Genomic DNA, 23,837 nt, shown 5'->3' with positions numbered 1-23,837 from the left:
TCAGTTAGAATTATGGCCTAACGCACAGAAAAAAGACCGAAAATTGGCATTTGGAAGGCTTTTAGGAATGCAACAGCCCTATTCTTGTTCGACAGTCAAATCGCGAATGCTGTCCAAAATAAATTGTTTTGGACAAGAGTGAATGAACACCCTATTTTCGGAAAAGATTGAGTGGTTCAAGTCCAACGAGAAGCCAGAAGTTGTTCTTCTCATCGCCGACGATCCACAGAAGATTAAATTTCTTATCGCGTGGACCAATACAACCATTCAACCAGTTGAAACTCCGCGCCCGATTGATGGCGGCAACGAAAATGAAATCTGGCAATGGCTCTGGAGCCAGGTCAAATTCAATCCCGATGAAGTATGTGAAAAAAGCTCCCTTTCCAGCTTGAGTTTCGATAAGCAGCTTCGGTTTCTGATCGGAAATCGGCTGATCTATCCTGACGGAACGATACACAGCTTTGTGCAACGGTACTTGCGTGACAAGGTGCTGAAGCTGTTCGAAGCGAAATCCGCGAGAACCTCAAAGAAAAAGTTGGCCTAGCACTCGATTCGCCGTTACTTCCCGGAACTCTGATTGTTGCCAGCGCCATGAAGCGCCCGGACCTTATTATTCCGGGACGGGCTACCAAAGGCCGGGCACGAGCCGGTAGCGCGTCGCGCGTTGGTAGTCGCGATAGCCCGCGAGTTCGTTTTCGAGCGCGGTATCCTCCAGGCGCGTTCGCACGATCATCAGCCCGACGAAAAGCAGGGCGGGAATGGCGCTCCAAGCCGACAGCAACAGGAGCGGCAATCCGAGCGTGCCGACGATCATTCCCGCGTTGCCCGGGTGGCGCACCACGCGGTAGGGCCCCGAATCGCACACGGTGTGGCCGCGGTCGCGTTGGATCCGGACCACCGAGCTGAAAAACCGGTTCTCATTCAGGGCGAGCAGAAAGATCGCCATGCCGGCGAGAACCAGCAACACTCCGGCGACGGACCAGGGCCAGGCCAATCGCGGGCTCCAGTGGTAGCGGCCGGCATCGAGTCCCGCCACCACCAGCATAAAGATGGTGAGGAGAAAACCCAGGCCGAGGAGCTTCTTGTCCCATGGCTTCGCGTCCGGTCCCGGACGCCTTCGTTCCGCCAGGAGTTCGGGGTTTCGACGCAGGACGAGGTGCGTGGCCAGGCTCATCAGAACGCTGGTCGCCAGGTAGATCCAGGCTGGCCAGTAATGAAGCGTTCCGGCGCCGGTGAAGAGGATCGCGGCGAAAATCAGGTTGCTGAGAAGAGCGGGAAAGAGGGACTTCATCGTTTTTGATCTCCGTTGACGAAACGCGTCGACGGCGCGATTTCAGCCCGAAATCCCGCCGCACAGAAGGCGACGATCTGCTCGACCCAGTCGCGTTCGGTGGGAACCGCGTCCGGCCCCAACCGCTCGCGCGTCAACCTCGCCACGTCGAACGCGAGGCGGTAGGCGGCATGCAGGGCGCCGTTGGCGAAGGTGAAACGGCAGACGAATTCCAGCGGCCCGAGCCGCGGGTCGACCGTGCGGACGATCGCCTCGGCGAACCGCTGGAGCGGCGCGTCGAAGTACCGGCGGTGCAGCGCGCGGAGTTTCGGATCGGTGGCGGTTTGAAGCTGCGCCAGCAACCGGGCGCGATCGGGATGCTCGAAAAGCCAGCGAATCCCCGGGGCGAACAGGGCGCGCAGAACATCCTCGACGGTCGTGCGATCGCCGCGCGCCTCGACCTCTTCCAGCAATAGCAGCCGATGTTCGTTGAGGGGGCCGACGGCGCGCCGGAGCACCTCTTCGATCAGGCCGTCGCGCCCGCCGAAGTGACGGTGGGCGAGGGCGACGTTCGCGCCGGCCGCGGCCAGAATCGCTCGGACCGATACGCCCTCGATCCCCCGCTCCGAAAAAAGTCGTTCCGCCGTGACGAGGATCCGTTCGCGGGTCTCGCCCACCTTCCTTTTACCTTGCGTTCCGTGTTTTGCCGTTTTTGTATTCATGTGATTGCTTGCATGTAATCACATGATTACATCGGTTGTCAAGGGAAAAATCCGGCCGAAAAGCCGCGCCGGGTCGGTCTCGCGCTCGTTCGTCCCCAGCGGCAAGCCTTGCCCCCACGGCTAGGCAAAGACAGCCGGTTTGAAATGCGAGGCCGCGGCGCCATTTAAAAAAACATCAATAAAAACAATTTGATACGAAAAGTTTCGCACCTTGGCATCCGCTTTGCGTCTGGACGGGACGTCCGGTGAAAAAGGAGTGTGCCCACATGAATACGATCTGGAATGCCGTGGCGGGTAGCATCTTTCAGATGCGCCAACTCGACGTCACGGCCAACAATCTGGCCAACGTCGATACGCCGGGGTTCAAGGGGGACCGCATCACCTTCTCCTCCTATCTGGCCCAAATCCAGCGGCCGGAATTCGCCCGCGAGCGCGAATCGATCAACTCGATCAACGAGCGCATCCGGACCCACACCGATTTCTCGCCCGGCCCGCTGACGGTGACCGGCAACCAGTTGAATTTCGCCATCGACGGCGAGGGCTATTTCACCATCCAGACCGACAAGGGCGACCAACTGACCCGCGCCGGCGATTTCCGCCTCGACGAACAGGGACAATTGGTGACCGACGACGGTCACATCGTGGCCGGCGAGGGCGGGCCGATCCAGGTGCAGGACGGCATGCCGGTCGATCTGGTCATCGACGACACGGGGCTGGTCTATCAGAACGGCGAGGAAATCGGGCGGTTCCTGATTCAAAAGGTCGAGAATCCGGAAACGCTGGTGAAGGTCGGCGGCAAACGGTTCGCCGCGGGCCGGGAGACGCGAATCGGGCCGATGGAAACGCCGGCGATTCGCCAGGGGGTGATCGAGGGCAGCAACGTCAATCTGATTCGTGAGGTCACCAACATCGTGCAGACGACCCGGGCCTTCGAGTCCTATCAACGGGTCATCACCCTCGACAACAACCTGAACGAACGGGCCAATCAGGTATTACCGTCAATTCCGTCTTAAGCGGGAGGAGGATAGAGCCATGATGCGCGCGCTTTGGTCGGCTTCCACCGGAATGGGAGCCCAGCAACTGAAAATCGACGTGATTTCCAATAACCTGGCCAACGTCAACACGGTCGGCTTCAAGGCCAACCGGGCGGATTTCGAGGATCTGCTCTACCAGACGATGCAGGCGCCAGGCACCTATACTTCCGCCGGCCAGACCGTCCCCACCGGCATTCAGATCGGGTTGGGCGTTAAAACCTCCGGCGTGCAGAAGAATTTCGGCGAGGGCGAAATCCAGAACACCGGCAACCAACTGGATATCGCGATCGAAGGCGAAGGCTTTTTCCAGATCCTGCTGCCGACCGGCGAACTGTCCTACAGCCGGGCGGGTAATTTCCGCCTGAATTCCGAAGGCACGATCGTCAGTCCCGACGGCTATCCGCTACAGCCGGAAATCACCATCCCCAGCGATGCCACGGAAATCACGGTCGGCGCGGACGGCACGCTCAGCGTGGTGCGACCGGGGCAGGCAGCGGCGGAGGAAGTGGGCCAGATCCAACTGGCGCGGTTCCCCAATCCGGCGGGCCTGCGGTCGCTGGGCCGCAACCTGACCTCGGAAACGGCGGCCTCCGGCTCGCCGACGCTCGGCACGCCGGGCGAGAACGGCATCGGCACGCTGTCGCAGGGCTTTCTGGAGATGAGCAACGTCAACCTGGTCGAGGAAATGGTCAACATGATCGTGGCGCAACGCGCTTACGAAACTTCCTCCCGCGTGATCGCGGCGGCCGACACCATGTTGCAGGCCACGACGCGGATTATGGGTTAACCGGATTGAATAAGGCGCGCCCCATGGGATTGTTGTTCACGCTGCTGCTGACGCTGGTATTCGGTGCGGTGGTTTGGGCCGCTTCGCCCCGCTGGCAAGTGCCCGAATCGCTGAGCGTCAATCAGGATCGCATCAGTCTGGCGGACCTGTTGCCTGACGTGCCGCGCGACGTGCTGCCCGCTCAACTGGCCGAAACCTTCATCGCGCAGTCGCCCGAACCGGGCCGTTCGCGTTCGCTGCCCGGCGCATTGTTGCGCAAACAGTTCGCCGCCGCCGGCGTGCCGCAGGTCGTCGTGCCGGCTCACGTCACGGTCGAGCGTCCCGGTTGGCCGGTGGACCTGGAAATGGGCCGGCAGGCCGTCGTGGCATACATCCGCGAGCGCGCGCCGTGGCCCGCCGATCGGTACCGGATCGATTTTCTCCGCGAACCGACGCCGGTCATGATCAATGCCGGTCCGGTGACGGTACGGGTGCTACAGGGCCCGAAAAAGCAGTTGGCCGGCACGCATACCTACGTGGTCGAGTACCGCCAGGAAGGCCGGCGCGAGGTGCGCGGCAGCTTCAACGTCAGGGTGCACATCGAGGCCGCGATCCAGGTCGCCGCCCGCGCGATGCCGCGCGGCACCGTGCTGGCCGAAACCGACCTGGTTTCCAAGCAGGTCGACCTGGCCTCGATTCGCGGCGTGCCGGAGACCGATCCGGCGAAAATCGTCGGGGCCCGGCTGGCTCATCCGCTTCAGGAAGGGCAACTGATCACCGTGGATTGCTGCGAACCGATTCCCATCGTGCGGCGGGGCGACGCCGTGGTGCTGGTCGCCCGGCGCGAAGGGCTGGTGGTGAGCGCTTTCGGCGTGGCGCGGGAAGACGGCGCCGTCGGCGAGATGATTTCGATTGAAAACGTTTCCAGCAAGCAGCTCGTGCATGGCCGGGTGGAGAACGCCAACACCGTGGCCGTTTCTTTTTAGCGAGGTGAAGCGATGGAAGAAACCTTGGTAAAAGCCGCCTTGAACAGCGAGCGGGAAGCCGGTCCGCAACCGGAAGCCCGGCCGCGGCCGGGGCTGGTCGCCTCCTGGCTCGGTTCGCGTTTCATGGAGCGCGCCATCGAACAAATCGAGGCGCGCCAGGAACGGCCGGTCGAGGTTCGGCCGAATTTGCAATTGACGGTGCTGCTTTTCCTGCTGTTCGCCGCGGTTTTCGCACTGGGCGCCTGCGCCTCCACGCATCCGGTTCCCATGCAGGCGGTGAATGGTTACAAGGTGGCGGATTTCACTTCCGACCACGTCCCGGGGCGGACCAAACCGAGCCGCGGGATGGGCAGCCTGTGGCCCGGCGAGCATTTCCGCAACCTCATTAGCGACCACCGCGCCGCTTTCGTCAACGACCTGGTCACGGTGGAAATCGTCGAGGAAAGTACGGCCAAGGGTACCGCCACCACGAAAACCGGCCGGTCCAGCGACATCGGCATGGGCGTGTCCGGCCTGCTGGGCTTTGAACAGTCCATCGCCAAGGCCCGGCCGAACATGAACCTCGAAACCCTGGTCGGCGCGAAGACCAGCAACTCCTTCGACGGCTCCGGCGAAACCACGCGCACCACGACGGTGGCCGCGACGATCACCTGCTCGGTGGTCGAGGTTTATCCCAACGGCAATCTGCTGATTCGCGGCAAGCGGATGATCAAGGTCAACGGCGAGGATCAGGTGATCACGCTGTCGGGCATCATCCGGCCCGAGGACATCAACGGCGAGAACACCATCGAGAGCACGCGGATCGCCGACGCCCGGGTCACCTATTGGGGCGTGGGCGTGCTGGCCGACAAACAGAAGCCCGGTTGGATGACGCGGGCACTCGACAACGTGTGGCCGTTTTAAAGGGGTAGCAAGATGTTCAAAAGGATTGCGCTGCTGGTGGCCTTTCTGACCATCCTTTCGCTCGACGCCCTGCCGGCGCGGGCCGCCCGGTTGAAGGATCTGGCCGATTTCGTCGGCGTGCGCTCCAACCCGCTGATCGGCTACGGCCTCGTGGTCGGCCTGAACAAAACCGGCGACGGCAACTCGATGCGCTCCACTACGATGAGCATCCTCAACATGTTGAATTCGGTGGGCGTCAAGGTCGATCAACGCGATATCAAAAGCGGCAACGTGGCGGCGGTGATGGTCACCGCGCAATTGCCGCCGTTCGTCCGCCAGGGCCAGAAGCTCGACGTGACCGTGTCCTCCATCGGCGACGCCAAGAGCCTCCAGGGCGGCACGCTGATGATGTGCCCGCTCAAGGCCCCCGACGGCTTGATCTACGCCGTGGCGCAAGGGCCGGTCAGCATCGGCGGGTTCTCAGCCGGCGGCGGAAACGATACGGTCACGAAAAACCACCCGACGGCCGGGGCGATTCCTTCCGGCGCCCTGGTCGAGCGCGAAGTGCAATTGGATATCAACAACCAGGATTCCCTGACCATCGCCTTGGAAAACCCGGACTTTTCGACCGCGGCGCGTGCCGCTTCCTCGATCAACATCGAGTTGAGCGGCACCAGCGCGCGGGCGATGGATTCCCGGACGATCGAAGTGCAAGTACCCGAGGGGTACAAGAAAAATGTCGCCGGGTTGATCGCCCGGATCGAATCGGTGGACGTGCAGACGGAAATGCCGGCCAAGGTCGTGGTCAACGAGCGCACGGGAACGGTGGTGATCGGGTCGGATGTGCGTATCAGTCCGGTGGCGATCGCCCACGGCAACATCCACATCAAAATCGCCTCGACGCCGTCGGTCAGCCAGCCGGCGCCGCTTTCCGGTGGTCAGACCGCGGTAACCCAGCAGAAGAACGTGGTGGTCGCCGAGGACGCCGGTCAGCTTTTCTCGCTGCCGTACCAGACCTCGATCGGCGATCTGGTCACGGCGCTCAATGCGATCGGCGTCACCCCGCGCGATTTGGCAGCGATCTTGCAAGCGATCAAGTCGGCCGGCGCTTTGCAAGCGCAACTGGAGATCATGTAGGAGAGCGGGATGAGCGAGATTTCGCCTTTTGTTTCCGGATTTGCCGCCTCGGCGGACAACGCGGTCGATCCGACCCGGTTGGCCAAGCGGGCGGAGGCGGCAGCGAACGATTCCGTAAAGGATCGTAAAGTAAGGGAAATGTGGAAGGCCGCTGAGGGTTTCGAGGCGATTTTCCTCCATTCCATGCTCAAGGCGATGCGCGAAACCACCATGGGAATGGTCGACTCCGAGGAAGAGCCGGGTTTATCCGACAACAGCGATACCATGAAACTGGTCCGGGGCCTCCACGACCAGGAAATGGCCGAATCCTTGTCGAAAAGCCACCGTTTCGGCCTCAGCAAAATGATTTTCGACTGGATGGCGCGTGGTAAGCCGGAGTTGAAAAACGCCTCGGCGCCGGTTGTTTCGGCATTACATTCCTATCAAGCGGTAAAAACGCTGGGAAGTGACGCGGAAACGGCAATTTTTGCCGATAAGAAATAGTGGGGGCAGGCAGTTCCTGCCCGCAAATGCTCTGTGAAAATCGAACCCGGATGAAAAGGACGTAAAGATCATGGGCCGAATTCCTCGCGGGATGGATCTTTCTGCCTACCGGTTGCAAAAATGCGTCAATTCGGTAAAAAAGGGCTAAAGAAAACCGGGGGAGTTCCGATACATCAAATTGGAACTGGATGGGAGTACCCGAATGAAGGTCCAAAACCAAAATGCAATGCGGCTTGAACTGAACCAGTTGCAGGTTCACAAGCAGTCCGAAGTTCAAAAAGGGACGCCGGCCGCGCAGCTTCCGCAAGAAAAAGTTTCGCTCTCGGCGGACGCCGCGTCGATTCGGCAACTCAGTTCGGACGTTCAGGCGCCTCCCGAACCGCGGATGGATCTGGTCAACAGCATCAAAGCCGAAGTCGAAGCGGGCACCTATCAGCGTTCATCCCAGCAGGTGGCCGAATCCATGCTGACCAGCTCTCTGGTCGAATCGCTGTACTCCGCCTGATCTCGCGAATCGCCTTTTCATCGGTCTCACCTGAAATAACGGGTTCGATCGCGGAAAGGTGGTTTGCATGCAAGACAAATATCAGCAGCTCATCGGTTTGTTAGGCGACGAACTTCGTCTCTTCACCGAATTCCGGTCCCTCCTCGATCAGGAACCGGAGGCGATCCGCACCTTCAATACCGAACAATTGGACGCCCTCACCAACGGCAAACGCCTGCTGTACAGCCGCCTCCAGAGCCTCGAAAGCCGCCGCCGGCGGATCGTCGGCGAAATCGCCCGTCATTTCGGCCTGGATCCCGAAAAAGCCACGCTCGCCGATCTGGCCGCGAACGCGCCGCAAGCGCATCAAGAGATGCTGCGTCGCGCCCGCGACATTTTCAAGCAGTTGGCGGCCGAAGTCGCCGAAAAGGTGCAGTTCAACACCAAGCGGGTCGATCGTTCGCTGTGGTTGATCGAAAACCTGCGCTTTTTGATGACCCAGGGGATCGAAGAACCCAGCACCTACGAGGAACTGGGCCGTAAAGTCCGCCGCCAGACCCGCGTCACCGGCGAGGGCGGGAGAGTGTAAAATGGGTATCCTCGACTTAATGTCCATCGGCATTTCCGCGATTCGCGCCCAACAGGCGGCGATGGAGGTGACCGCGCACAACGTCGCCAACATCAACACGCAGATGTACTCGAAGGAAGAAGCCCAACTGGTCACGAAATCGCCGCGCAACGAATCCGGCGTTTATCTCGGCACGGGCGTGAACATTTCGGCGGTCAAGCGGACGGAAGACCGCTTTCTCAATCGCAGCATGTTTCTGGGCAACATGGACAACGGCTACTATTCCTCGAAGGCCAGCAGTTTGAGCGAAATCGAGGAAGTGTTCAACGAAGCCACCGAGGACGTGGGATTGGACGCGGCCATCAGCGATTTCTGGACGGCCTGGTCCGATCTGGCCAATAATCCCGAGGGCTCGGCGGAGCGGGCCAATCTGAAAGGATTGACCGATACCATGACTTCGCGCTTTCACACGACCTACAAGCGACTCAGCCTGATTCAGAGTAATCTGAATCTGGAAGTGAAAGACAGCGTCACCGACATCAACAACCTGCTGACCCAGATCGCCGAAGTCAATGTGCAGATTTCCAACATTGAAAACACCGGCGCCGACGCCAGCGACTACCGCACGACCCGGAACGTGCTGATGGGCGAGTTGTCTCAAAAAATCGATTTCAAATATTTCGAATCCGATGACGGCGCCGTGCACATCAACGCCGGCAACGGCCGATCCTTGGTCGAAGGCTCCGTCGCCGGGCGCCTCGAGGCGCGCGCCGACCCCACCAACAACAATTTCTACGATGTCATCTTCGTTTCCGCCAACGGCAAGGAAGTCAATCTGACCGACGAAATCGAAGGCGGCGAGTTGGGTGGTATTCTGGAAGTGCGCGACGTGAATATCGAGAATGCCAAGGACGAATTGAATCAGATCGCCTACACGATCGCCTCCGAGGTCAATGCCCAGCACGAACTCGGCACCAATCTCAACGGCGACACCGGCGTCGATTTCTTCACCCCCTTGGCGACGGTGGATCGGGCGGCGGAGTTGATCACCCTGGATCCCGGCATCGATGCGGACTTGAATGAAATCGCCGCCGGGCAATCCACGTCTCCGGGCGACAACACCAACGCCAACGCGATCGCCGAAATCAGCAACAAAGCGACCATGTCGGGCGGCACGGCGACCATTCAGGAATATCTCAGCACCATGGTCGGCAACCTCGGCATCGACGTTCAGAACGCCACGGCGCAGTACGAACAATCTTCGGCCATGGTCGATCAGATCGCCAATTATCGCGACAGCGTCACCGGCGTTTCGCTGGAGGAGGAACTGTCGAACTTGATGAAATATCAGCAGGCTTTCCAGGCGGCGGCCCGGATTCTCAATTCGGCCACCGACCTGGTGGACATCTTGAATCAGATGCAGCAATAACGGACTATCGAATCGGCGTCGAATTGCCGATAGGTACCGGTAGGAGGCTCGAATGCGTGTCACCTTGAGCATGCTGTACGGCAACGTCACGCGCTACATCAATATGAACACGCAGAAGTACTATCAATTGCAGGAATCCCTGCTTTCCCAAAAACGCATCAACCGCCCGTCCGACGATCCGGTTTCGATGACCCAGGTCATGGATCTGCGCAAGATGATCACCGAATTCGATCAGTACGACCGCAATATCAGCAGCGCGCAAACCTTCGTTTCGCAAACGGAAGTCGCTTTGGGCAACGTGGTGGATCGGCTGCAACGTGCGATCGAACTGACGGTCGATGTCAACGACTCCTTGAACGGGACGTCGGAATTCGCGGAAGCGGCGCAGGAAATGCGCGATATTTTCACCGAAATATTGAGTAGCGCCAATTCCAAAATCGGCAATCGCTACATTTTCGGCGGCTTCGAAACAACCACCAAACCCTTTGACGATACGGGGAGTTACGTGGGCGGCGCATCCGGTCAAAACATCGACATCGAGGTTGGGCGCGGCCAATATCTCACCGTCAATTTTACCGGCGACGACGTCTTCACGGGGACGACCAACGTCATGCAGATCGTTCAGGACGCCGCCGACGCCATTGAATCGGGCGACCAGGACGCCATTACCGCCTCGCTGGCGGATTTGCAGGCCGCTCTGGACCACGTTCTGGTCTATACAACCACCAATGGCGCGATCAGCAACCGGATCGATATTGCCAGCGAAGACAATACCGATTTACGGGACGCGTTTAAAGCGGTCTTGTCCGACACCGAGGACATCGATCTCACCCAGGTTAGCTCCGAATTTGCTCTTCAGGAACAGGTTTTGGAGGCCAACCGGCTCGTTTCCGCCAGATTGATGGAGCAAAACATACTGGACTTTCTCGCCTGATCATGCTATTGAGGCTCGTGTTTGGGGGTTGGTTTATTTGTACAGCCCGCCGCCTTCAGCCGGCTGACGTGATCATGTTCAGCTTTTGTTCGGGAAGGTGGGACTAGTGGAAACTCCGGGAGGGAGTCTATGCTCATCTTGACGCGGAAATCGGGGGAGATGATCGCCATCGGCGATGACATTAAAATTTACATTCAAGAAGTCCGCGGAAACCAAGTAAAAATCGGGATCAAGGCGCCGTCGGATGTCACGGTTCACCGCGAGGAAGTCTATCTTCGCATTCAGGAAGAAAACCGGGTGGCGGCCAAGGCGACGGCGGAACAAATGAAGGCTGCCATGGATTTGTTGGACAAGCGCAAGAAGGCGCAACAACAAAGCTAAACAAAATGGGGTCGGGCCGTGAGCGAATCGCAACAAATTGAAAACATCGTCGTGGAATCCACCCGCTTCGGGCGGCTGGAAGTTCATTCCGATAAAGTCATTCACCTGCTGGGCGGCCTGCTGGGATTTCCCAAATCGCAGCGCTTCGTGATGTTGGATCACGATAAGGATTCGCCGTTTAAATGGCTTCAGTCGATGGATGAACCCTTTTTGGCGGTTCCCGTGACCGATCCGAAGGTGTTTTTCCCCGATTATCATATCCGCATCAAGCGCGACGAATTGGCGACCCTCCGCGTGACCAGCGCCGAGGAATTGGTGGTCATGGTCGTATTGAGTCTACGGACCGATCCGGCCGACATGACGGCCAACTTGAAGGGCCCGATCATCATCCACGCCCAGAAATTAATCGGCAGGCAGGTTGTACTCAAGGAATCGCCTTTCTCGACGCGGCACTTGCTGTTCCCCGAATTGCGCAACGAGCAGCCGCGCGAAGAAGTCGACTCCCAAGACTTCTGAAACTCGTTCTCGCCTGTTTTTATCCTCAAGTGATTCGCCGATTTACCGATACGTGTATTTGAATGGTATTTAAATCCAGGACGAAAGGAGGGTTGGCGAGAGTTTGATTCAGGCTGGCGGAGCCGGCCGCACGATCGGGCAACCGATCACCCCAAAGCAAGGGTTACAAGGAACGTAACAATCATTCGATAACAAGGAGGTTTCTCAATGGCTCTTCGTATTACCAACAATATCCAGTCTTTGAATGCTCAACGCCAGATCAACAAAAGCAATAACGGCTTGGCGAAATCCCTCGAGCGCCTGTCTTCCGGCTTGCGGATCAACAAAGCCGGCGACGACGCCGCGGGTCTGGCCATTTCCGAAAAATTGCGGTCGAACATCCGGGCGTTGAACCAAGCCTCGCGCAACTCCAGCGACGGTATTTCTCTGGTTCAGACCGCTGAAGGCGCGATGGACGAAATCAACAACATGCTGGTCCGTATGAAGGAACTGGCGGAGCAGGCCTCCACCGGTACGGTCGGCGAGGAAGAGCGGGCGTATCTGTCGGGCGAATATACGGCCCTGTACGACGAAATCTCCCGGATTTCCGACGCCACCAAGTTCAACGACACCAATTTGCTGGACGGCTCGCTGGACGTCGACATCCAGATCGGCGTTTCCGACGATGCCACCACCGACGTGTTGAACATCACGGTCGATGCCGTCGACTCGGGCACCCTGGGTTTGACCGCGAACATTTCGTCGGTCGCCAACGCACAGGATGCGCTATCCACCGTGTCGAGCGCGATCAGCACGATTTCCTCGACCCGAGCCAGCCTCGGCGCCTTGCAGAACCGGTTGGAATCGGTCGTCAACAACATCGACACCGTCGTGGAAAACTTGTCCTCCGCCGAAAGCCGTATCCGTGACGCCGACGTGGCGTCGGAAACGGCCAACTTGACCAAGTACAGCATCTTGGTGCAAGCCGGCGTGAGCATTCTGGCTCAAGCGAACCAGTCGCCTTCGGTCGCTCTGAGCCTCTTGCAGTAACAGATTGATGGCGTTTCGGGCGGGCGGGTGACGCTCGCCCGCCCGAAACCTTTTTGAGGGAGTACGCAAATGTCCATGGCGGTTGATAAAGCCGGATTAATTGCCAGGACGGTCTCTCTCTACCTGCCGTCGAAAGCGGTGAACCCCGAGAGCAATCGAACGTCGGACAAGCAAGCGAAACAGGTGGCGATGGACGATGCCGCCGAGGAAACCGCCGCTTCCGAACAAACCGATGGCAAACAAGCGAAACAACGCGTGGAAGCGAAAGACCAGGGCAAGCGCCTCGATGCTCTGGCAGAAAAATTCGGCTACAATATTCGGACGACGAGGATGGAATTCACCAAGGATGAAGCGACAGGCCGTGTAATCATCACGGTCCGCGATCGGAAGACCAACGAGGTCATTCGCGAGATCCCTCCCGAGGAAATGCAACAAGTGGCGAAGACCTTGAAAGAATTAGCCGATGAGAGTCAACTAAAAGGCAACATCGTCGAAACGGTGACTTGAGCAGCTTCCAGCTCGTTGGAAGACGCATTGGTTTGAAGGCAAGGGTAGGAGGGCGATAGCCATGGCATCAACTGTTTCCCTAAGCGGATACGCTTCGGGCATCGACACCGCGTCAATCATTAAGCAATTGATGGCGGTCGAGAGCAAGCCGCTCAGCAAGCTGAATGCGAAGAAAACCGCTTACCAAGCGCAGTTGACGGTTTATTCCGATATTCGCACTAAGCTGTCGGCCCTGAGCACCGCGGTTGAAAAACTCAATACCGCCCGCGAATTCAAGAAAACCACCGTCAATTCCACCGATGTCGACGACGAGCATTTCACCGTTACCGCCAGCAGCTCCGCCGAAGCCACGACGCACACCGTAAAGGTGAAGAGCCTGGCCCGCGCCAGCAAGGATATCAGCCAGGGGTTCGCCGCCACGACCTCGACGATCGCCGGCGGCACCTTGAAAATCCGCACCGGCGAGGACGGCGAGTGGACCAGCATCACCATCGACAGCAGCAACAACACGCTGGAAGGCCTGCGCAGCGCGATCAATTCCTCGGGCGCCGATGTCACCGCCTCCATCATGAATGACGGCGACGCGAGCAATCCCTACCGGTTGATCATCACCTCCAAGGAGACGGGAACGGCCAACGCCGTGGAGATCGACACCTCCGGATTGAGCGGCACGGATCCGGTGATGTCGTTTTCCATTTCCCAAACCGCGCGCGACGCCCAGGTGGAGTTCGACGGCGTCACCATCACCAACAGCGAAAACAAGATCGAAAACCTGGTGTCCGGCATCACCATCGAATTGAAAAAGATCGATACCGACAACGAATACTCGGTCGAGGTGTCGACCAATATCGACGGAATCAAGGAGAACATCCAGGATTTCGTCAATAAATACAACGACGTGATCAAACTGTTGGACGACAAAACCAAAGCCGACAGCTCCGGGATCGATTCCGCCCTGACGCAAATCAAACGTCAACTTCGCACGTTGATTTCTTCCCAGGTCGTGACCAGCGGCGAATTCACCAACATGTCCCAATTCGGGATTTCCACCGATTCCACGGGACAATTGAGCATCGACGATGAAGAATTGACCGACGCCCTGACCGATCATTTCGACTCGGTGATGAACGTCATGGCGGCCAACGGCAGCACCACCAATGCCAGCGTGCGCTATTCCAGCAGTCGCGCGGCGACACAGGCTGGAACCTATGCTGTCCAGATCACCGGCGTCGGCTCCAACCTGGCCGGGACGATCGGCGGGTATTCGGCCCACAAATCGGGCACCAACATGCTGGTCGGCGACACCGGCACGCCCGTCGAAGGGCTGGCGGTTTACTTCACCGGCAGCTCGACCGGCTCCTATGGGTCCGTCACTTTCAGCGCGGGCATCATGGAGAAATTCGACCGGCTGGTGGACGGCTACCTGAACTATTCCAACGGTTTACTGAAAAACCGGGAAAACGCGCTCAACAAGAAAATCACCGATACCGACGACGCGATGACCAAGATGAACGACCGCTTGGACAAAATCGAAGCACGTTACAAGGCACAATATTCCAAGATGGAACTGGCACTGAGCAAGTTGCAGACCCAGGGTTCTTACATCTCCGGGATCAGCTAGTAATCATCTGAGAAAACAAGGGGGATTAAACCGTGGTTGCCCAGCACAAAAACCAAGCCAATCTGGCGATGTACCGCAACACGGAAGTCAATACGGCCAACCGGCTGAAACTTCTCATCATGTTGTATGAAGGCACCTTGCGATTCGGGCAGCGCGCTGAGGATGCCCTGGCGGCCGGCAATCTCGCCGAGAAAGGCGTGATGATCAGCAAAATGCTGGCGATCGTCAGCGAATTGCGCAGCACGCTCGATCACGGCAAAGCCCCTGAAGTCGCCGGAAATCTCGAGCGCCTTTACGAATTCATTCACGAAAAACTGGTCCAGGCGAACATCAGAAACGACGTGCAATTGCTGCGCGACGCCATGCGCGTCCTGCGCATCCTGCACTCGGCCTGGGTGGAAGTCAGCCGGAAACCGCAGGCCGAACTGGCCGTCAAGCAACCCGACAGCCAGGCGGAGGCGGTGAAAAAAGCCAGCACCGGCGCCCAAGCCGACAACTACGTTCACCTCAGCGTCTGATGGCGAATCGCGATTCCTACGAAACCCTGCTGACCGAGGAAATCGGCCTCCTCGCCGAGTTGACGCAAGCGGAAGCCGCCAAACACCAGTCGCTGATCAACGCCGACATGGATCAATTCGACGCCGCGTTGGAACACTGCGATGACCTGTTCACGCAAATCGTCGAAATCGACACACGACGCAAGGCCGCGGAGCTAAAACCGCAGGCCGGAGCGGTGGATCGCGAGCGCCTGGCGCGGTGGACGGAGCTGCGCGAACAACTGCGTGGCGCCGCGGAGTCCGCCAACGAGGCCAACCAAAAAAATCAACGGTTGTTGGATTCGTTGCTCGGCGAAATGAAAAAGCAGATCGATCATGTGCGCGCCGGGCGAAAAGCTTTGGCCGGTTACGGCAAAGGGCGGGGCGGCTCCAAACCGCCGACCATACTTTCCGGCGATATTTAACGGCCAGCGACTTTCCCGTCGACCGCGATCTCGGTTATACTTCAGAAAAACCTGCAAGGAGCAGCAACGGATGGGATTCGCCGATCGCGTGGGGGAGTTGGTCCGGGATAAAGTGATCCTGATTACCGGCGGCACCGGGACGATCGGGGTGGCCCTGATCCGGCGCCTGCTTACTTATTCGCCGAAAGCCGTCCGCATTTTTTCCCGCGATGAAAACAAGCAGTACTTTCTCAAGGAAGAATGGAGCAGCGCGCCCAATCTGCGGTTTTTCGTCGGCGACGTCCGGGATCGCGGCCGGCTGACCCGCGCCATGGAATACGCCGATCTCGTGTTTCACCTCGCGGCGCTCAAGCACGTGGAGAGTTGCGAATACAACCCGTTCGAAGCCATCAAAACCAATATCCTGGGCACCCAGAACGTCATCGACGTCGCCATGGACCACGAAATCGAAAAAGTGATTTTCACCTCCACCGACAAGGCGGTGAACCCGGCCAACGCGATGGGCGCCAGCAAATTGATGGCCGAAAAACTGATGGTGGCGGCCAATTATTACAAAGGCAAGCGCCAGACCCGGTTCGCTTCCGTCCGGTTCGGCAACGTCCTGGCCAGTTCCGGATCGGTCATTCCGACCTTTCTGCATCGCCTCCGCCTGGGGCAGCCGATCGAAATCACCCACCCGGAAATGACGCGCTTCTTCATCACCCTCGACGAAAGCGTGACGCTGCTGCTCGATTCCCTCGAATTGTGTGGCGGCGGTGATGTATTGATCCGCAAAATGCCGGTGATCCGCATCCTCGACCTGGCCACAGCGTTGCTCGCCCGCCACGGCCTGCCGGCGGACGAACGGCATTTGCGCATCGTCGGCCTGCGGGCCGGCGAAAAGATGTTCGAGGAATTGCTGACCGGCGAGGAATCGGCGCGCACCTTCGATCTGGACGGCTATTACCTGATCCGGCCGCAGATCGCCGTCGATACCCAACCGCCGCGCGGCACGCCGTTGCCGATCGCGCCCTTTACCTCCGAACGCGGCGAACCGCTGTCGGCCCCGGCGATCGACGAACTGTTGGCGCGGCTGATTCCGGCCGAGCCGGCGCGGGCCGCCGAATGAAGCCGCAAGCGGTATTGGTGACCGGCGGGGCGGGCTTCATCGGCCGGTGGGTGGTGCGGGAGCTGTTGCGCGGCGGCGCGGAACCGGGCGCTTTTGATCCGCCGCGGGTGGTGGTGCTGGACAATCTCGAAAACGGCCGGCGCGAAAACCTGGCCGAATTCGCCGGCGACGCCCAGCTGGTCGACTTCGTGGTCGGCGATATCAACGACCGCGAACTGGTGCGCGAACTGTTCATCCGCCATCGTTTCGACGTCGTTTTTCACCTGGCGGCGCGGATCAACGTGCAGGATTCGATCGATGATCCGACCGGCGTTTTTCAGGCCGATGTCGTCGGAACCTTTTTCCTTTTGGAAACGGCCCGGCAGGCCGGCGCCACGTTCGTGTTCATGAGCACGTGCATGGTCTACCGCCGTTCGGACGACGAGCGAGGCATCGCCGAGGATCACCCGACGCTCTGCGCCTCGCCCTACGCCGGGGCCAAGCTGGCCGCGGAGCACCTGGTCGAAAGTTACCACCGGACCTACGGCATGCGCACCGTGGTGTTGCGGCCGTTCAATACCTATGGGCCCTATCAGAAAGCGACCGGCGAGGGGGGCGTGGTCAGCATTTTCCTGCAACGCGAAATGAGCGGCCGGGAACTGCTGATTTTCGGCGACGGCACCCAAACCCGCGACCTGTTGTACGCGGAGGATTGCGCGGCTTTTTGCGTGCGGGCCGGCCTCGATGACCGGGCGGTCGGCATGGTTTTCAACGCGGGGACCGGTCGCGACGTGACGATCAACGAACTGGCGGCGATGATCTGCCGCGACGCGGAACGGCGCAAATACGTGCCGCATCCGCATCCGCAATCCGAAATTCAGCGATTGCGGGCCGATCTCGGTTTGGCGGAGCGTCTGCTCGGGTGGAGCCCGCGCTTTTCGCTGGAGGAAGGAATTGTCAGAACCCGGCAGTGGTTGGCGGAAAACCCGGCTGGTTGATTTCCGGACCACGCGCCGCGGATCGGAGGACCGCTGATGACGATCGACGGCAATTGGCAGTCGTTTTCCGAATCCCTGATGCAAGCGGCGCCGCATGTGTTGTTGCTGGTGGATGCCGGTCTGTCGGTGCGGAAAGTCGGCCGGCTGCCCGAAACGCTGGCGACGGACGAAGCGGCGCTGGTCGGCCGTACGCTGGGTGATTGGCTGGCGGGTTCGTACGCGGGGTATGCCGAACTCGCGCGGGGCATCGAACAGGTGTTGCAAACCGGGATGCCCGTCTCGCTCACGGAAGCCGATTACCTTTGCGGAACCGGCGTTTCGCAACGTTGGAAGATCCGGATTTTTCCCTGTCCCGATTCGTTCGAGCGGCCGGCCGCTCTGGTCCAGATCCACGACGTTTCCGAGCGCGATTCGCTTTGGCGGCATCTCGTGGACACCGATAAAATGGCCGGGCTGGGAACCTTGACGGCCTTTGTCGCCCACGAATTCAATAATCTTATCGGCGGCGTGCAGGGTTTTGCGCAACTGGCGCAACTGTCGCGCAAGGAAGAGGACTACCAGCGGACGATCGAGATCGTTTATCAAGTCAGTCAACGGGTCAAGCGGTTGGCCGCCGAATTGCTGGCGCTGGCGATGCCGCACGGCGATAAGGAAGACACCGTTCCGCTCGTTAAATTGGTCGATTCGCTGCTGGTCTTATTGGAACGCCGATTCAATAAACAAAATGTCACGGTGGTCAAGGAAATTGACCCGACTTTGCTCGTCCGCACCAATCCGATTCGGCTGCAACAGGTTTTGTTGCAGATCCTGCTCAACGCGCGAACGGGGCTGATGGCCGGCGGCGAATTGCGGATCCAGGGTGGTTTGAACGACCAGGGACGGCCGCGCTTGATTTTCGAAGACAACGGCGTCTCGATTCCGCCCGACCGGTTGGCCAGGTTGTATGAGGTTGATATCCGAAAATCCGGTGGCGACGCCGAAAACGATCGCGCCGCCGGCGCCGGTTTCGCCATCTCGCGACAGGTGCTTGGTGACCTGGGGGGCGAACTCGCGGTGCGGGAACGCTCCGGCGGCGGTTGTACGGTAGAGGTATTGTTGCCGGCCGCTGCGGTCTGCCGGTAGCGGGGCGGGTTCACCGGCAAAAGCGTTTGCCATCCGGTGGGAAATCGCCGACAATCGCCCCGGCGATTCCTGCCGACCGGGTTTGTTCGAAAAGGAAAACGCGATGAAAATCCTGATCAACGGGCAAGAATTCATCCCGACCCATCCCATCCAATCCTGGGAAGAACTGATCGAACAGGTCGGCTGCCAGTCGGAGATCGTCGCCGGCATGATTTCCAGCATCTCCATTGACGGGATTCCGGTTAATTTTTCGGAAACCGACCCGGTCCTGACTCCAATCGAGATGAAGGGCGATCTGATCGAAATCAAGGTCGAGAATCCGGCGGAGATTCTGCAACGCAGTTTGATGGACGGCGCGGAGTTGTTGAGCCTCCTGCGCGAGGAAAGCTTCGGCGCCGCGGAATCGTTTCGCAAGGGCCGGGAAGGCAATGGTCAGGAGCAACTCGGATTGGTGCTGGAAAAAGTCGGGTTGTTCATGGAATACATCAGCGAAATTTTTCGTTTTATCGAAGTCAGCTTCGATGGTTTCACCGGCGGTTTGATCGTCCAGGAGCTGATCGGCGGTTTGCGCGATACCATGAAAAACATCATTGCCTGCCAGGAGAATCGCGACCTGGTCATGCTGGCGGATTCACTGGAATTCGAATTGGTGCCGGTCCTGGCCCGCTGGCGGGAATTCCTGACCAGCGAGCATTTTTCTCTCGATAGTGAATAATAGTTTATTCAGCCTGAATAGGCCGTAAAAACAGGCGGTTCTAAATCTCCGAAAAGAAGTGGAATTTCGATTAAAGAAAACTTCGCGTTTTGCCGATGTATGGTTAGAGATTAACGCGGAGACAAGGAAGTCGGTATCATATGTCTATTTCAGCGTACCAGATTCAAAATATAATTCAGACATATAACCGGCAACTGAAAGCCCGGCTTTCTGATCGGGCGAGCGCTGCGTTGGAAGAGAAAAAAGTCTTCCCTGAGGATAAGGTGGAAATTTCCACCGAAGGTAAAAAACGCAATTTTTTGGAACGCGCCGGCACCGAATCGGTGCGGAAACTGAAGCAGCAAGCGCTCGACCCGTTGAAGTCGGAATAAGGGCGGATTTCACGCTCTTATTGGCCCAAGTGATTGGCTGAATTATCTGGGGGGTAGCAAAGCACGGCGGTGCGATGCTACCTGTATGTATTGGTCCCGAGTTCTGGAGTCGAAACATGTCGGGCATTATGCGAGTTCTGGTCGCCGACGACGAGCCCATGTACCGGACGCTGCTGGAGAAAACCATTGCGGCCGAAGGATTTGACGTGGAAGTGGCGGTCGATGGCCAGGAAGCGATCGACCGGCTGCAAGCCTCCGAATTCGATATCGTTCTGACCGATCTGGCCATGCCGCGTAAAAGCGGCACCGAAGTGTTGCGGGCGGCGAAAAAACTCAACAAAAACATCATCGTGATCATCATCACGGGGTTCGCCAGCCTCGATACCGCGTTGGCGGCGATCAAGGACGGCGTCTACGATTACATCACCAAACCTTTTCAGATCGATGAAATTAAATTGACGTTGAAAAACGCCAGCGAGCGCGTCCGGCTGGAAGCGGATCGAGCTTCGCTGGAGTTGAAGTTGGAACAGGCCTACGAAACGATTGAAGATCTCACCAACAAACGCCAGAACAATCAGGCCAAACATCAAGAGATCGACCAACAAATTGCCGTCAGACAAAAGGAATTGACCGATAGCATGCGTCGGCTCCGCACTTTTCAAGACCGCCTGCTGCCGGTTCAATTAATCCCCAAACGCCTGGAACGGAACGAGGAAAAACGGGACAAGGAAGAGGAAACCGTGGTCGGTCGAATGCAAGATGCCGCCAAGCTCCACCGCGAGGGCGCGATCAACGACGATGAATTTCGACTACTGAAGAAACGAATTTTGTCCGAATAGTTAATCCGGATGGTAAAGCAAACGACGACGGGTAGGAAATGGTCGGACGTATCTTAATAGTCGAGGATGATCAGTCGATTAGTCGCTCTCTCTCGTTGTTCCTCAAACACAAGGGCTACGAGGTCGAGTGCGCCGAAAACGGCCTGGAAGGCCTGCGGCTGCTGCAAAACAAAACGTTCGATATCGTGGTGTCCGATGTGATGATGCCGCAGATGAACGGCTTGCAACTGCTCGAAGCCATCAAGGAAACGCATCCAACGCTGCCAGTGGTGATGATCACCGGCTACACCGATTTGAACACCGCGATCGAAACCCTGAAGAAAGGCGCGGCGGATTTCGTCACCAAGCCGTTCCGCTACGACCAGTTCGAGCAAACCATCCATCACCTGCTGGAAAACGAAAAGGCGGCCGCCCGCCCGATTCAGACGGTCGACCTGCAGGCGCGGCTCGAACGCAAAATCCGCGAACTGTCGGTTCTGTACATGATCAGCGAGGAACTGGAATCCTCGGCCAGCGCCGACGATCTGTTCATCGCCCTGACCGAGGTCGCCTGCAATATCACCGAAGCCGCCCGCAGCTCGTTTTTCATGTACGACCGCGACGAGAGCCGCTACTACCTCAAACAGGCGTTCAACCTCGATCAACGGGAAAATCGGCCGCTGTCGTTCCAGTTCCCCACTGACATCAACGAAAGCCTGCAGATCCAACGCATCCCGCTGGCCTGGAACGATCCCGAGGAAACCGCCTTTTATCGCCAGGCCTTGAATCTGGCCGCGCCGATCAACCAACTGATCCTAGCCCCGTTGTACGTGCGCGGCGAGAATTTCGGCGTCCTGGCCGTCGAGGAGAAGGTTCAGCACCCGGAATTCACCGCGATCGATCTGAACTTCATCAAGTTCCTGCTGAAAAAGGCGAGCCTGCAAATCGAGAACAGCGCGCTGTACGAAACCATTTACGCCAATCTGGTGGCGACCTTGCGGTCCCTGGTCAGCACGCTCGAAGCCAAGGACACCTATACCCAGCGCCACTCCGACCGCGTCACCAAAATCTCGCTGCTGGTCGCCAAGGAAGTGGGATGCAGCAAGGAAGAGCTCGATATCCTGCAGTTCGCCGGCATGTTGCACGACATCGGCAAGATCGGCATTTCCGACGCGATCCTGCAAAAGAAAGGCCGGCTGACCGACGAGGAATACGAGATCATCAAACAGCACCCGGTGATCGGCGCGCGCATCCTCGAGCCCCTCGGCATGCTGCCCCACGAAAAGGCCATCATCCGCCACCACCACGAGCGGTGGGACGGCAAGGGTTATCCCGACGGCCTGGCGGGGCGCGACATTCCTTTCCTGGCGCGCATCGTCAGCCTCGCCGACGCCTACGACGCCATGACTTCCGACCGTGTCTACCGCAAGGGCCTCTCGCACGAGGTGGCGGTTTCGGAAATCAAGCGCAACGCCTGGTATCAATTCGACGGCAACCTGTCCCGCGCCTTCCTCGAGATGTGCGAACGCAGCGGCGACGAAATCACCAACCTGTTGGCCTGATTCGCCGCATCCGGCCGCTTCGCAACCCCAATTTGCTTGCCAATTCGTCCGCCGTCTGCCAAGATTCGGCCCGGTGACAGCCGGAGGCGGAAAAATCAAGCATCACGCGACGATGAGTCTGGCGGTGGCGATGCTTTTCTTGCTCGCCTTCGCCGCCAACGCCTTCAACATCTGGCGGATCACCGATTCGGGCTACAGCGCCGACGCGGAAAGCTATCTCGCAATGGCGCGGGCCGTGAGGAATCACGGCGACTTTCAAGGCGCGACCTTTCGCACGCCCGTCTATCCGCTTTTTCTGGCGCCGTTCCTGGCCGCCGACGGTCAGGTGAATCCGCGACGAGTGGCGTTTGTGCAGACGCTGCTGCTGGTCCTGCTCGTCGCCGGCGCCTGGCATTTCGGCCGCCGCATCCTCGGGTTGAGTCCGGCGGTGTCGGCGCTGATCGCGGCCCTTTTGGGCAGTCAATTCCAATTGCTCGCCAATGCGCAGATCGCCGGCACGGAAATCGTGGCGACTTTTTTCCTGGCGGTCGTTGTATTCTGCGTTGCCGCCTTCATCTGCCAGCCGAGCCTTTGGCCGGCGCTGACCGGCGGATTCTTTTGCGGTTTGTTGGCTCTGACTCGTCCGCAGTATTACTTCCTGGCGCCTTTTCTGGCTTTGGGTTTGGCGATCGTTCGCGTCAACTGGCGGTTCGTTTTGCTTTTCCTGCTTGCCGCCGTCTTGTTACAAGGCTCCTGGCTTGTCCGCACTTCCCGACAATTGGGGTTGTTTCTGCCCGCCGACAGCGTGGTCTTCGGTTTGCGCGAACACGTGGCCAAGGAATTGTATGCTTACCTGAACCCGCGGGATTTCGGGTTCACCGCCGAGCAGGCCGAAAAATTGACCGGCCCCGATTTGGAGGCCCGGCTCCGGGTGTTGACCGAAGCGATCGACGATCGCTATCCCGTCCGCGAGCAAATCCTTCGCTATCGCGCAATGGTTGCAGCCGGACTGAAAAACGGCGGTTTGCCGGCCTTCCTTCGTCAGGTCGGCCTCGGAATGACCCGCCTGCTCGGCGCGCGGACCGGCTATTGGGAAAGCCGGACCGTCATCGGCGCCGGGCGGCATTCTCCGTTTTATCTTCGCCTGGCGAAGGCGGCGCAGGAGGCGATCGATCGCTGGCATCCGTGGTTGTTTTGCCTGGCCGGGGTGCTGCTGATTCCGCTTTTGTTGGGGCCGCGGTCGCCATCGTCCGCGCGGCTGATCCTGGCCTTCGCCTGGCTGACGATCGGTTTCAATGTGCTGATCTGCGCGGTGAGCGACATCCCGATCAACGCCCGCTTCGCGCTGACGATGACGCCATTCTATCCGTTTTTTTACCTGGGTTACGGAAAATTGCTTTGGGCGCTAATGCCCGCTTCCTGGCGCGGTTACTTATCCAAACCGGTATCCTTGCCCGGAAAGTAAGCGGCTCGCG

The 23,837-nt window shown here is 58.8% G+C and carries 28 protein-coding genes; 26 read left to right on the top strand and 2 right to left on the bottom strand.

The genetic code is table 11. The features are described 5' to 3' along the window. The first annotated feature begins 142 nt into the window (after positions 1 to 142). On the top strand, positions 143 to 544 hold the full coding sequence (locus tag GX444_14505; GenBank protein ID NLH49791.1) for a hypothetical protein: 402 nt from the start codon (positions 143 to 145) through the stop codon (positions 542 to 544). Positions 545 to 625: 81 nt separating this feature from the next. On the opposite strand, the gene GX444_14500 is transcribed toward GX444_14505, so the two are convergent. Together GX444_14500 and GX444_14495 are read right to left on the bottom strand one after the other, a co-directional pair. After that, positions 626 to 1,291: an isoprenylcysteine carboxylmethyltransferase family protein gene (locus GX444_14500; GenBank protein ID NLH49790.1), complete on the bottom strand. Its 666-nt coding sequence runs from the start codon at positions 1,289 to 1,291 to the stop codon at positions 626 to 628. Then, positions 1,288 to 1,947, bottom strand: coding sequence for a TetR/AcrR family transcriptional regulator (locus tag GX444_14495; GenBank protein ID NLH49789.1), 660 nt, complete (start codon positions 1,945 to 1,947; stop codon positions 1,288 to 1,290). The genes GX444_14500 and GX444_14495 overlap by 4 nt, the downstream gene beginning before the upstream one ends. Positions 1,948 to 2,258: 311 nt before the next feature. On the opposite strand from GX444_14495, the gene flgF reads away from it, so the two are divergent. From flgF to GX444_14370, 25 genes are all read left to right on the top strand, one after another. Continuing rightward, on the top strand, positions 2,259 to 3,005 hold the full coding sequence (gene flgF, locus GX444_14490) for a flagellar basal-body rod protein FlgF (protein NLH49788.1): 747 nt from the start codon (positions 2,259 to 2,261) through the stop codon (positions 3,003 to 3,005). A 19-nt stretch (positions 3,006 to 3,024) separates the two neighbouring features. After that, a complete protein-coding gene (gene flgG / locus GX444_14485; protein NLH49787.1) occupies positions 3,025 to 3,813 on the top strand; it encodes a flagellar basal-body rod protein FlgG in 789 nt (262 codons plus the stop codon). Positions 3,814 to 3,836: 23 nt separating this feature from the next. Next, the gene (gene flgA, locus GX444_14480; protein ID NLH49786.1) at positions 3,837 to 4,778 is read left to right on the top strand and encodes a flagellar basal body P-ring formation protein FlgA; all 942 of its coding nucleotides are present in this window, start codon (positions 3,837 to 3,839) and stop codon (positions 4,776 to 4,778) included. A 12-nt stretch (positions 4,779 to 4,790) separates the two neighbouring features. Further along, positions 4,791 to 5,681, top strand: coding sequence for a flagellar basal body L-ring protein FlgH (locus GX444_14475; protein ID NLH49785.1), 891 nt, complete (start codon positions 4,791 to 4,793; stop codon positions 5,679 to 5,681). Positions 5,682 to 5,693: 12 nt separating this feature from the next. After that, entirely contained in the window at positions 5,694 to 6,797 is a 1,104-nt protein-coding gene (locus tag GX444_14470) for a flagellar basal body P-ring protein FlgI (protein NLH49784.1), read from the top strand. A gap of 78 nt (positions 6,798 to 6,875) precedes the next feature. Then, entirely contained in the window at positions 6,876 to 7,280 is a 405-nt protein-coding gene (locus tag GX444_14465) for a hypothetical protein (protein ID NLH49783.1), read from the top strand. A 202-nt stretch (positions 7,281 to 7,482) separates the two neighbouring features. Next, positions 7,483 to 7,785: a flagellar biosynthesis anti-sigma factor FlgM gene (gene flgM, locus GX444_14460; protein NLH49782.1), complete on the top strand. Its 303-nt coding sequence runs from the start codon at positions 7,483 to 7,485 to the stop codon at positions 7,783 to 7,785. A 67-nt stretch (positions 7,786 to 7,852) separates the two neighbouring features. Next, a complete protein-coding gene (locus GX444_14455; GenBank protein ID NLH49781.1) occupies positions 7,853 to 8,353 on the top strand; it encodes a flagellar protein FlgN in 501 nt (166 codons plus the stop codon). A gap of 1 nt (position 8,354) precedes the next feature. Next, on the top strand, positions 8,355 to 9,761 hold the full coding sequence (flgK, locus tag GX444_14450) for a flagellar hook-associated protein FlgK (GenBank protein ID NLH49780.1): 1,407 nt from the start codon (positions 8,355 to 8,357) through the stop codon (positions 9,759 to 9,761). Positions 9,762 to 9,813: 52 nt separating this feature from the next. Continuing rightward, entirely contained in the window at positions 9,814 to 10,695 is an 882-nt protein-coding gene (flgL, locus tag GX444_14445) for a flagellar hook-associated protein FlgL (protein NLH49779.1), read from the top strand. A 129-nt stretch (positions 10,696 to 10,824) separates the two neighbouring features. Next, entirely contained in the window at positions 10,825 to 11,076 is a 252-nt protein-coding gene (gene csrA / locus GX444_14440) for a carbon storage regulator CsrA (protein ID NLH49778.1), read from the top strand. An 18-nt stretch (positions 11,077 to 11,094) separates the two neighbouring features. Then, positions 11,095 to 11,592: a flagellar assembly protein FliW gene (locus GX444_14435; protein NLH49777.1), complete on the top strand. Its 498-nt coding sequence runs from the start codon at positions 11,095 to 11,097 to the stop codon at positions 11,590 to 11,592. A gap of 207 nt (positions 11,593 to 11,799) precedes the next feature. After that, the gene (locus GX444_14430) at positions 11,800 to 12,621 is read left to right on the top strand and encodes a flagellin FliC (GenBank protein NLH49776.1); all 822 of its coding nucleotides are present in this window, start codon (positions 11,800 to 11,802) and stop codon (positions 12,619 to 12,621) included. Positions 12,622 to 12,690: 69 nt separating this feature from the next. After that, a complete protein-coding gene (locus GX444_14425) occupies positions 12,691 to 13,128 on the top strand; it encodes a flagellar protein FlaG (protein ID NLH49775.1) in 438 nt (145 codons plus the stop codon). Positions 13,129 to 13,189: 61 nt separating this feature from the next. Further along, complete coding sequence (gene fliD / locus GX444_14420; protein NLH49774.1) at positions 13,190 to 14,749, top strand: flagellar filament capping protein FliD; 1,560 nt, start codon at positions 13,190 to 13,192, stop codon at positions 14,747 to 14,749. Between the two features lie 32 nt (positions 14,750 to 14,781). Continuing rightward, positions 14,782 to 15,267, top strand: coding sequence for a flagellar export chaperone FliS (gene fliS, locus GX444_14415; GenBank protein ID NLH49773.1), 486 nt, complete (start codon positions 14,782 to 14,784; stop codon positions 15,265 to 15,267). Beyond that, on the top strand, positions 15,267 to 15,710 hold the full coding sequence (locus GX444_14410) for a flagellar protein FlgN (GenBank protein ID NLH49772.1): 444 nt from the start codon (positions 15,267 to 15,269) through the stop codon (positions 15,708 to 15,710). Before fliS ends, GX444_14410 begins: the two co-directional genes overlap by 1 nt. A gap of 70 nt (positions 15,711 to 15,780) precedes the next feature. After that, complete coding sequence (locus tag GX444_14405; protein NLH49771.1) at positions 15,781 to 16,818, top strand: polysaccharide biosynthesis protein; 1,038 nt, start codon at positions 15,781 to 15,783, stop codon at positions 16,816 to 16,818. Then, positions 16,815 to 17,795, top strand: coding sequence for an NAD-dependent epimerase/dehydratase family protein (locus tag GX444_14400; GenBank protein NLH49770.1), 981 nt, complete (start codon positions 16,815 to 16,817; stop codon positions 17,793 to 17,795). Before GX444_14405 ends, GX444_14400 begins: the two co-directional genes overlap by 4 nt. A gap of 36 nt (positions 17,796 to 17,831) precedes the next feature. Then, positions 17,832 to 18,917: a hypothetical protein gene (locus tag GX444_14395; protein NLH49769.1), complete on the top strand. Its 1,086-nt coding sequence runs from the start codon at positions 17,832 to 17,834 to the stop codon at positions 18,915 to 18,917. A gap of 103 nt (positions 18,918 to 19,020) precedes the next feature. Then, on the top strand, positions 19,021 to 19,632 hold the full coding sequence (locus tag GX444_14390) for a hypothetical protein (protein ID NLH49768.1): 612 nt from the start codon (positions 19,021 to 19,023) through the stop codon (positions 19,630 to 19,632). A gap of 140 nt (positions 19,633 to 19,772) precedes the next feature. Then, on the top strand, positions 19,773 to 20,003 hold the full coding sequence (locus tag GX444_14385; protein ID NLH49767.1) for a hypothetical protein: 231 nt from the start codon (positions 19,773 to 19,775) through the stop codon (positions 20,001 to 20,003). 116 nt (positions 20,004 to 20,119) lie between these two features. After that, a complete protein-coding gene (locus tag GX444_14380; protein NLH49766.1) occupies positions 20,120 to 20,842 on the top strand; it encodes a response regulator in 723 nt (240 codons plus the stop codon). A gap of 38 nt (positions 20,843 to 20,880) precedes the next feature. Next, positions 20,881 to 22,383 (top strand): response regulator, encoded by a 1,503-nt coding sequence (locus GX444_14375; protein ID NLH49765.1) that lies wholly within the window; start codon positions 20,881 to 20,883, stop codon positions 22,381 to 22,383. A gap of 73 nt (positions 22,384 to 22,456) precedes the next feature. Beyond that, a complete protein-coding gene (locus tag GX444_14370; protein ID NLH49764.1) occupies positions 22,457 to 23,827 on the top strand; it encodes a hypothetical protein in 1,371 nt (456 codons plus the stop codon). The last annotated feature ends 10 nt before the right edge of the window (positions 23,828 to 23,837 follow it).

It is taken from the genome of Myxococcales bacterium, from assembly GCA_012517325.1.
Classification (GTDB): domain Bacteria; phylum Lernaellota; class Lernaellaia; order Lernaellales; family Lernaellaceae; genus JAAYVF01.
This window is presented reverse-complemented; position numbering and strand designations above follow the sequence as displayed.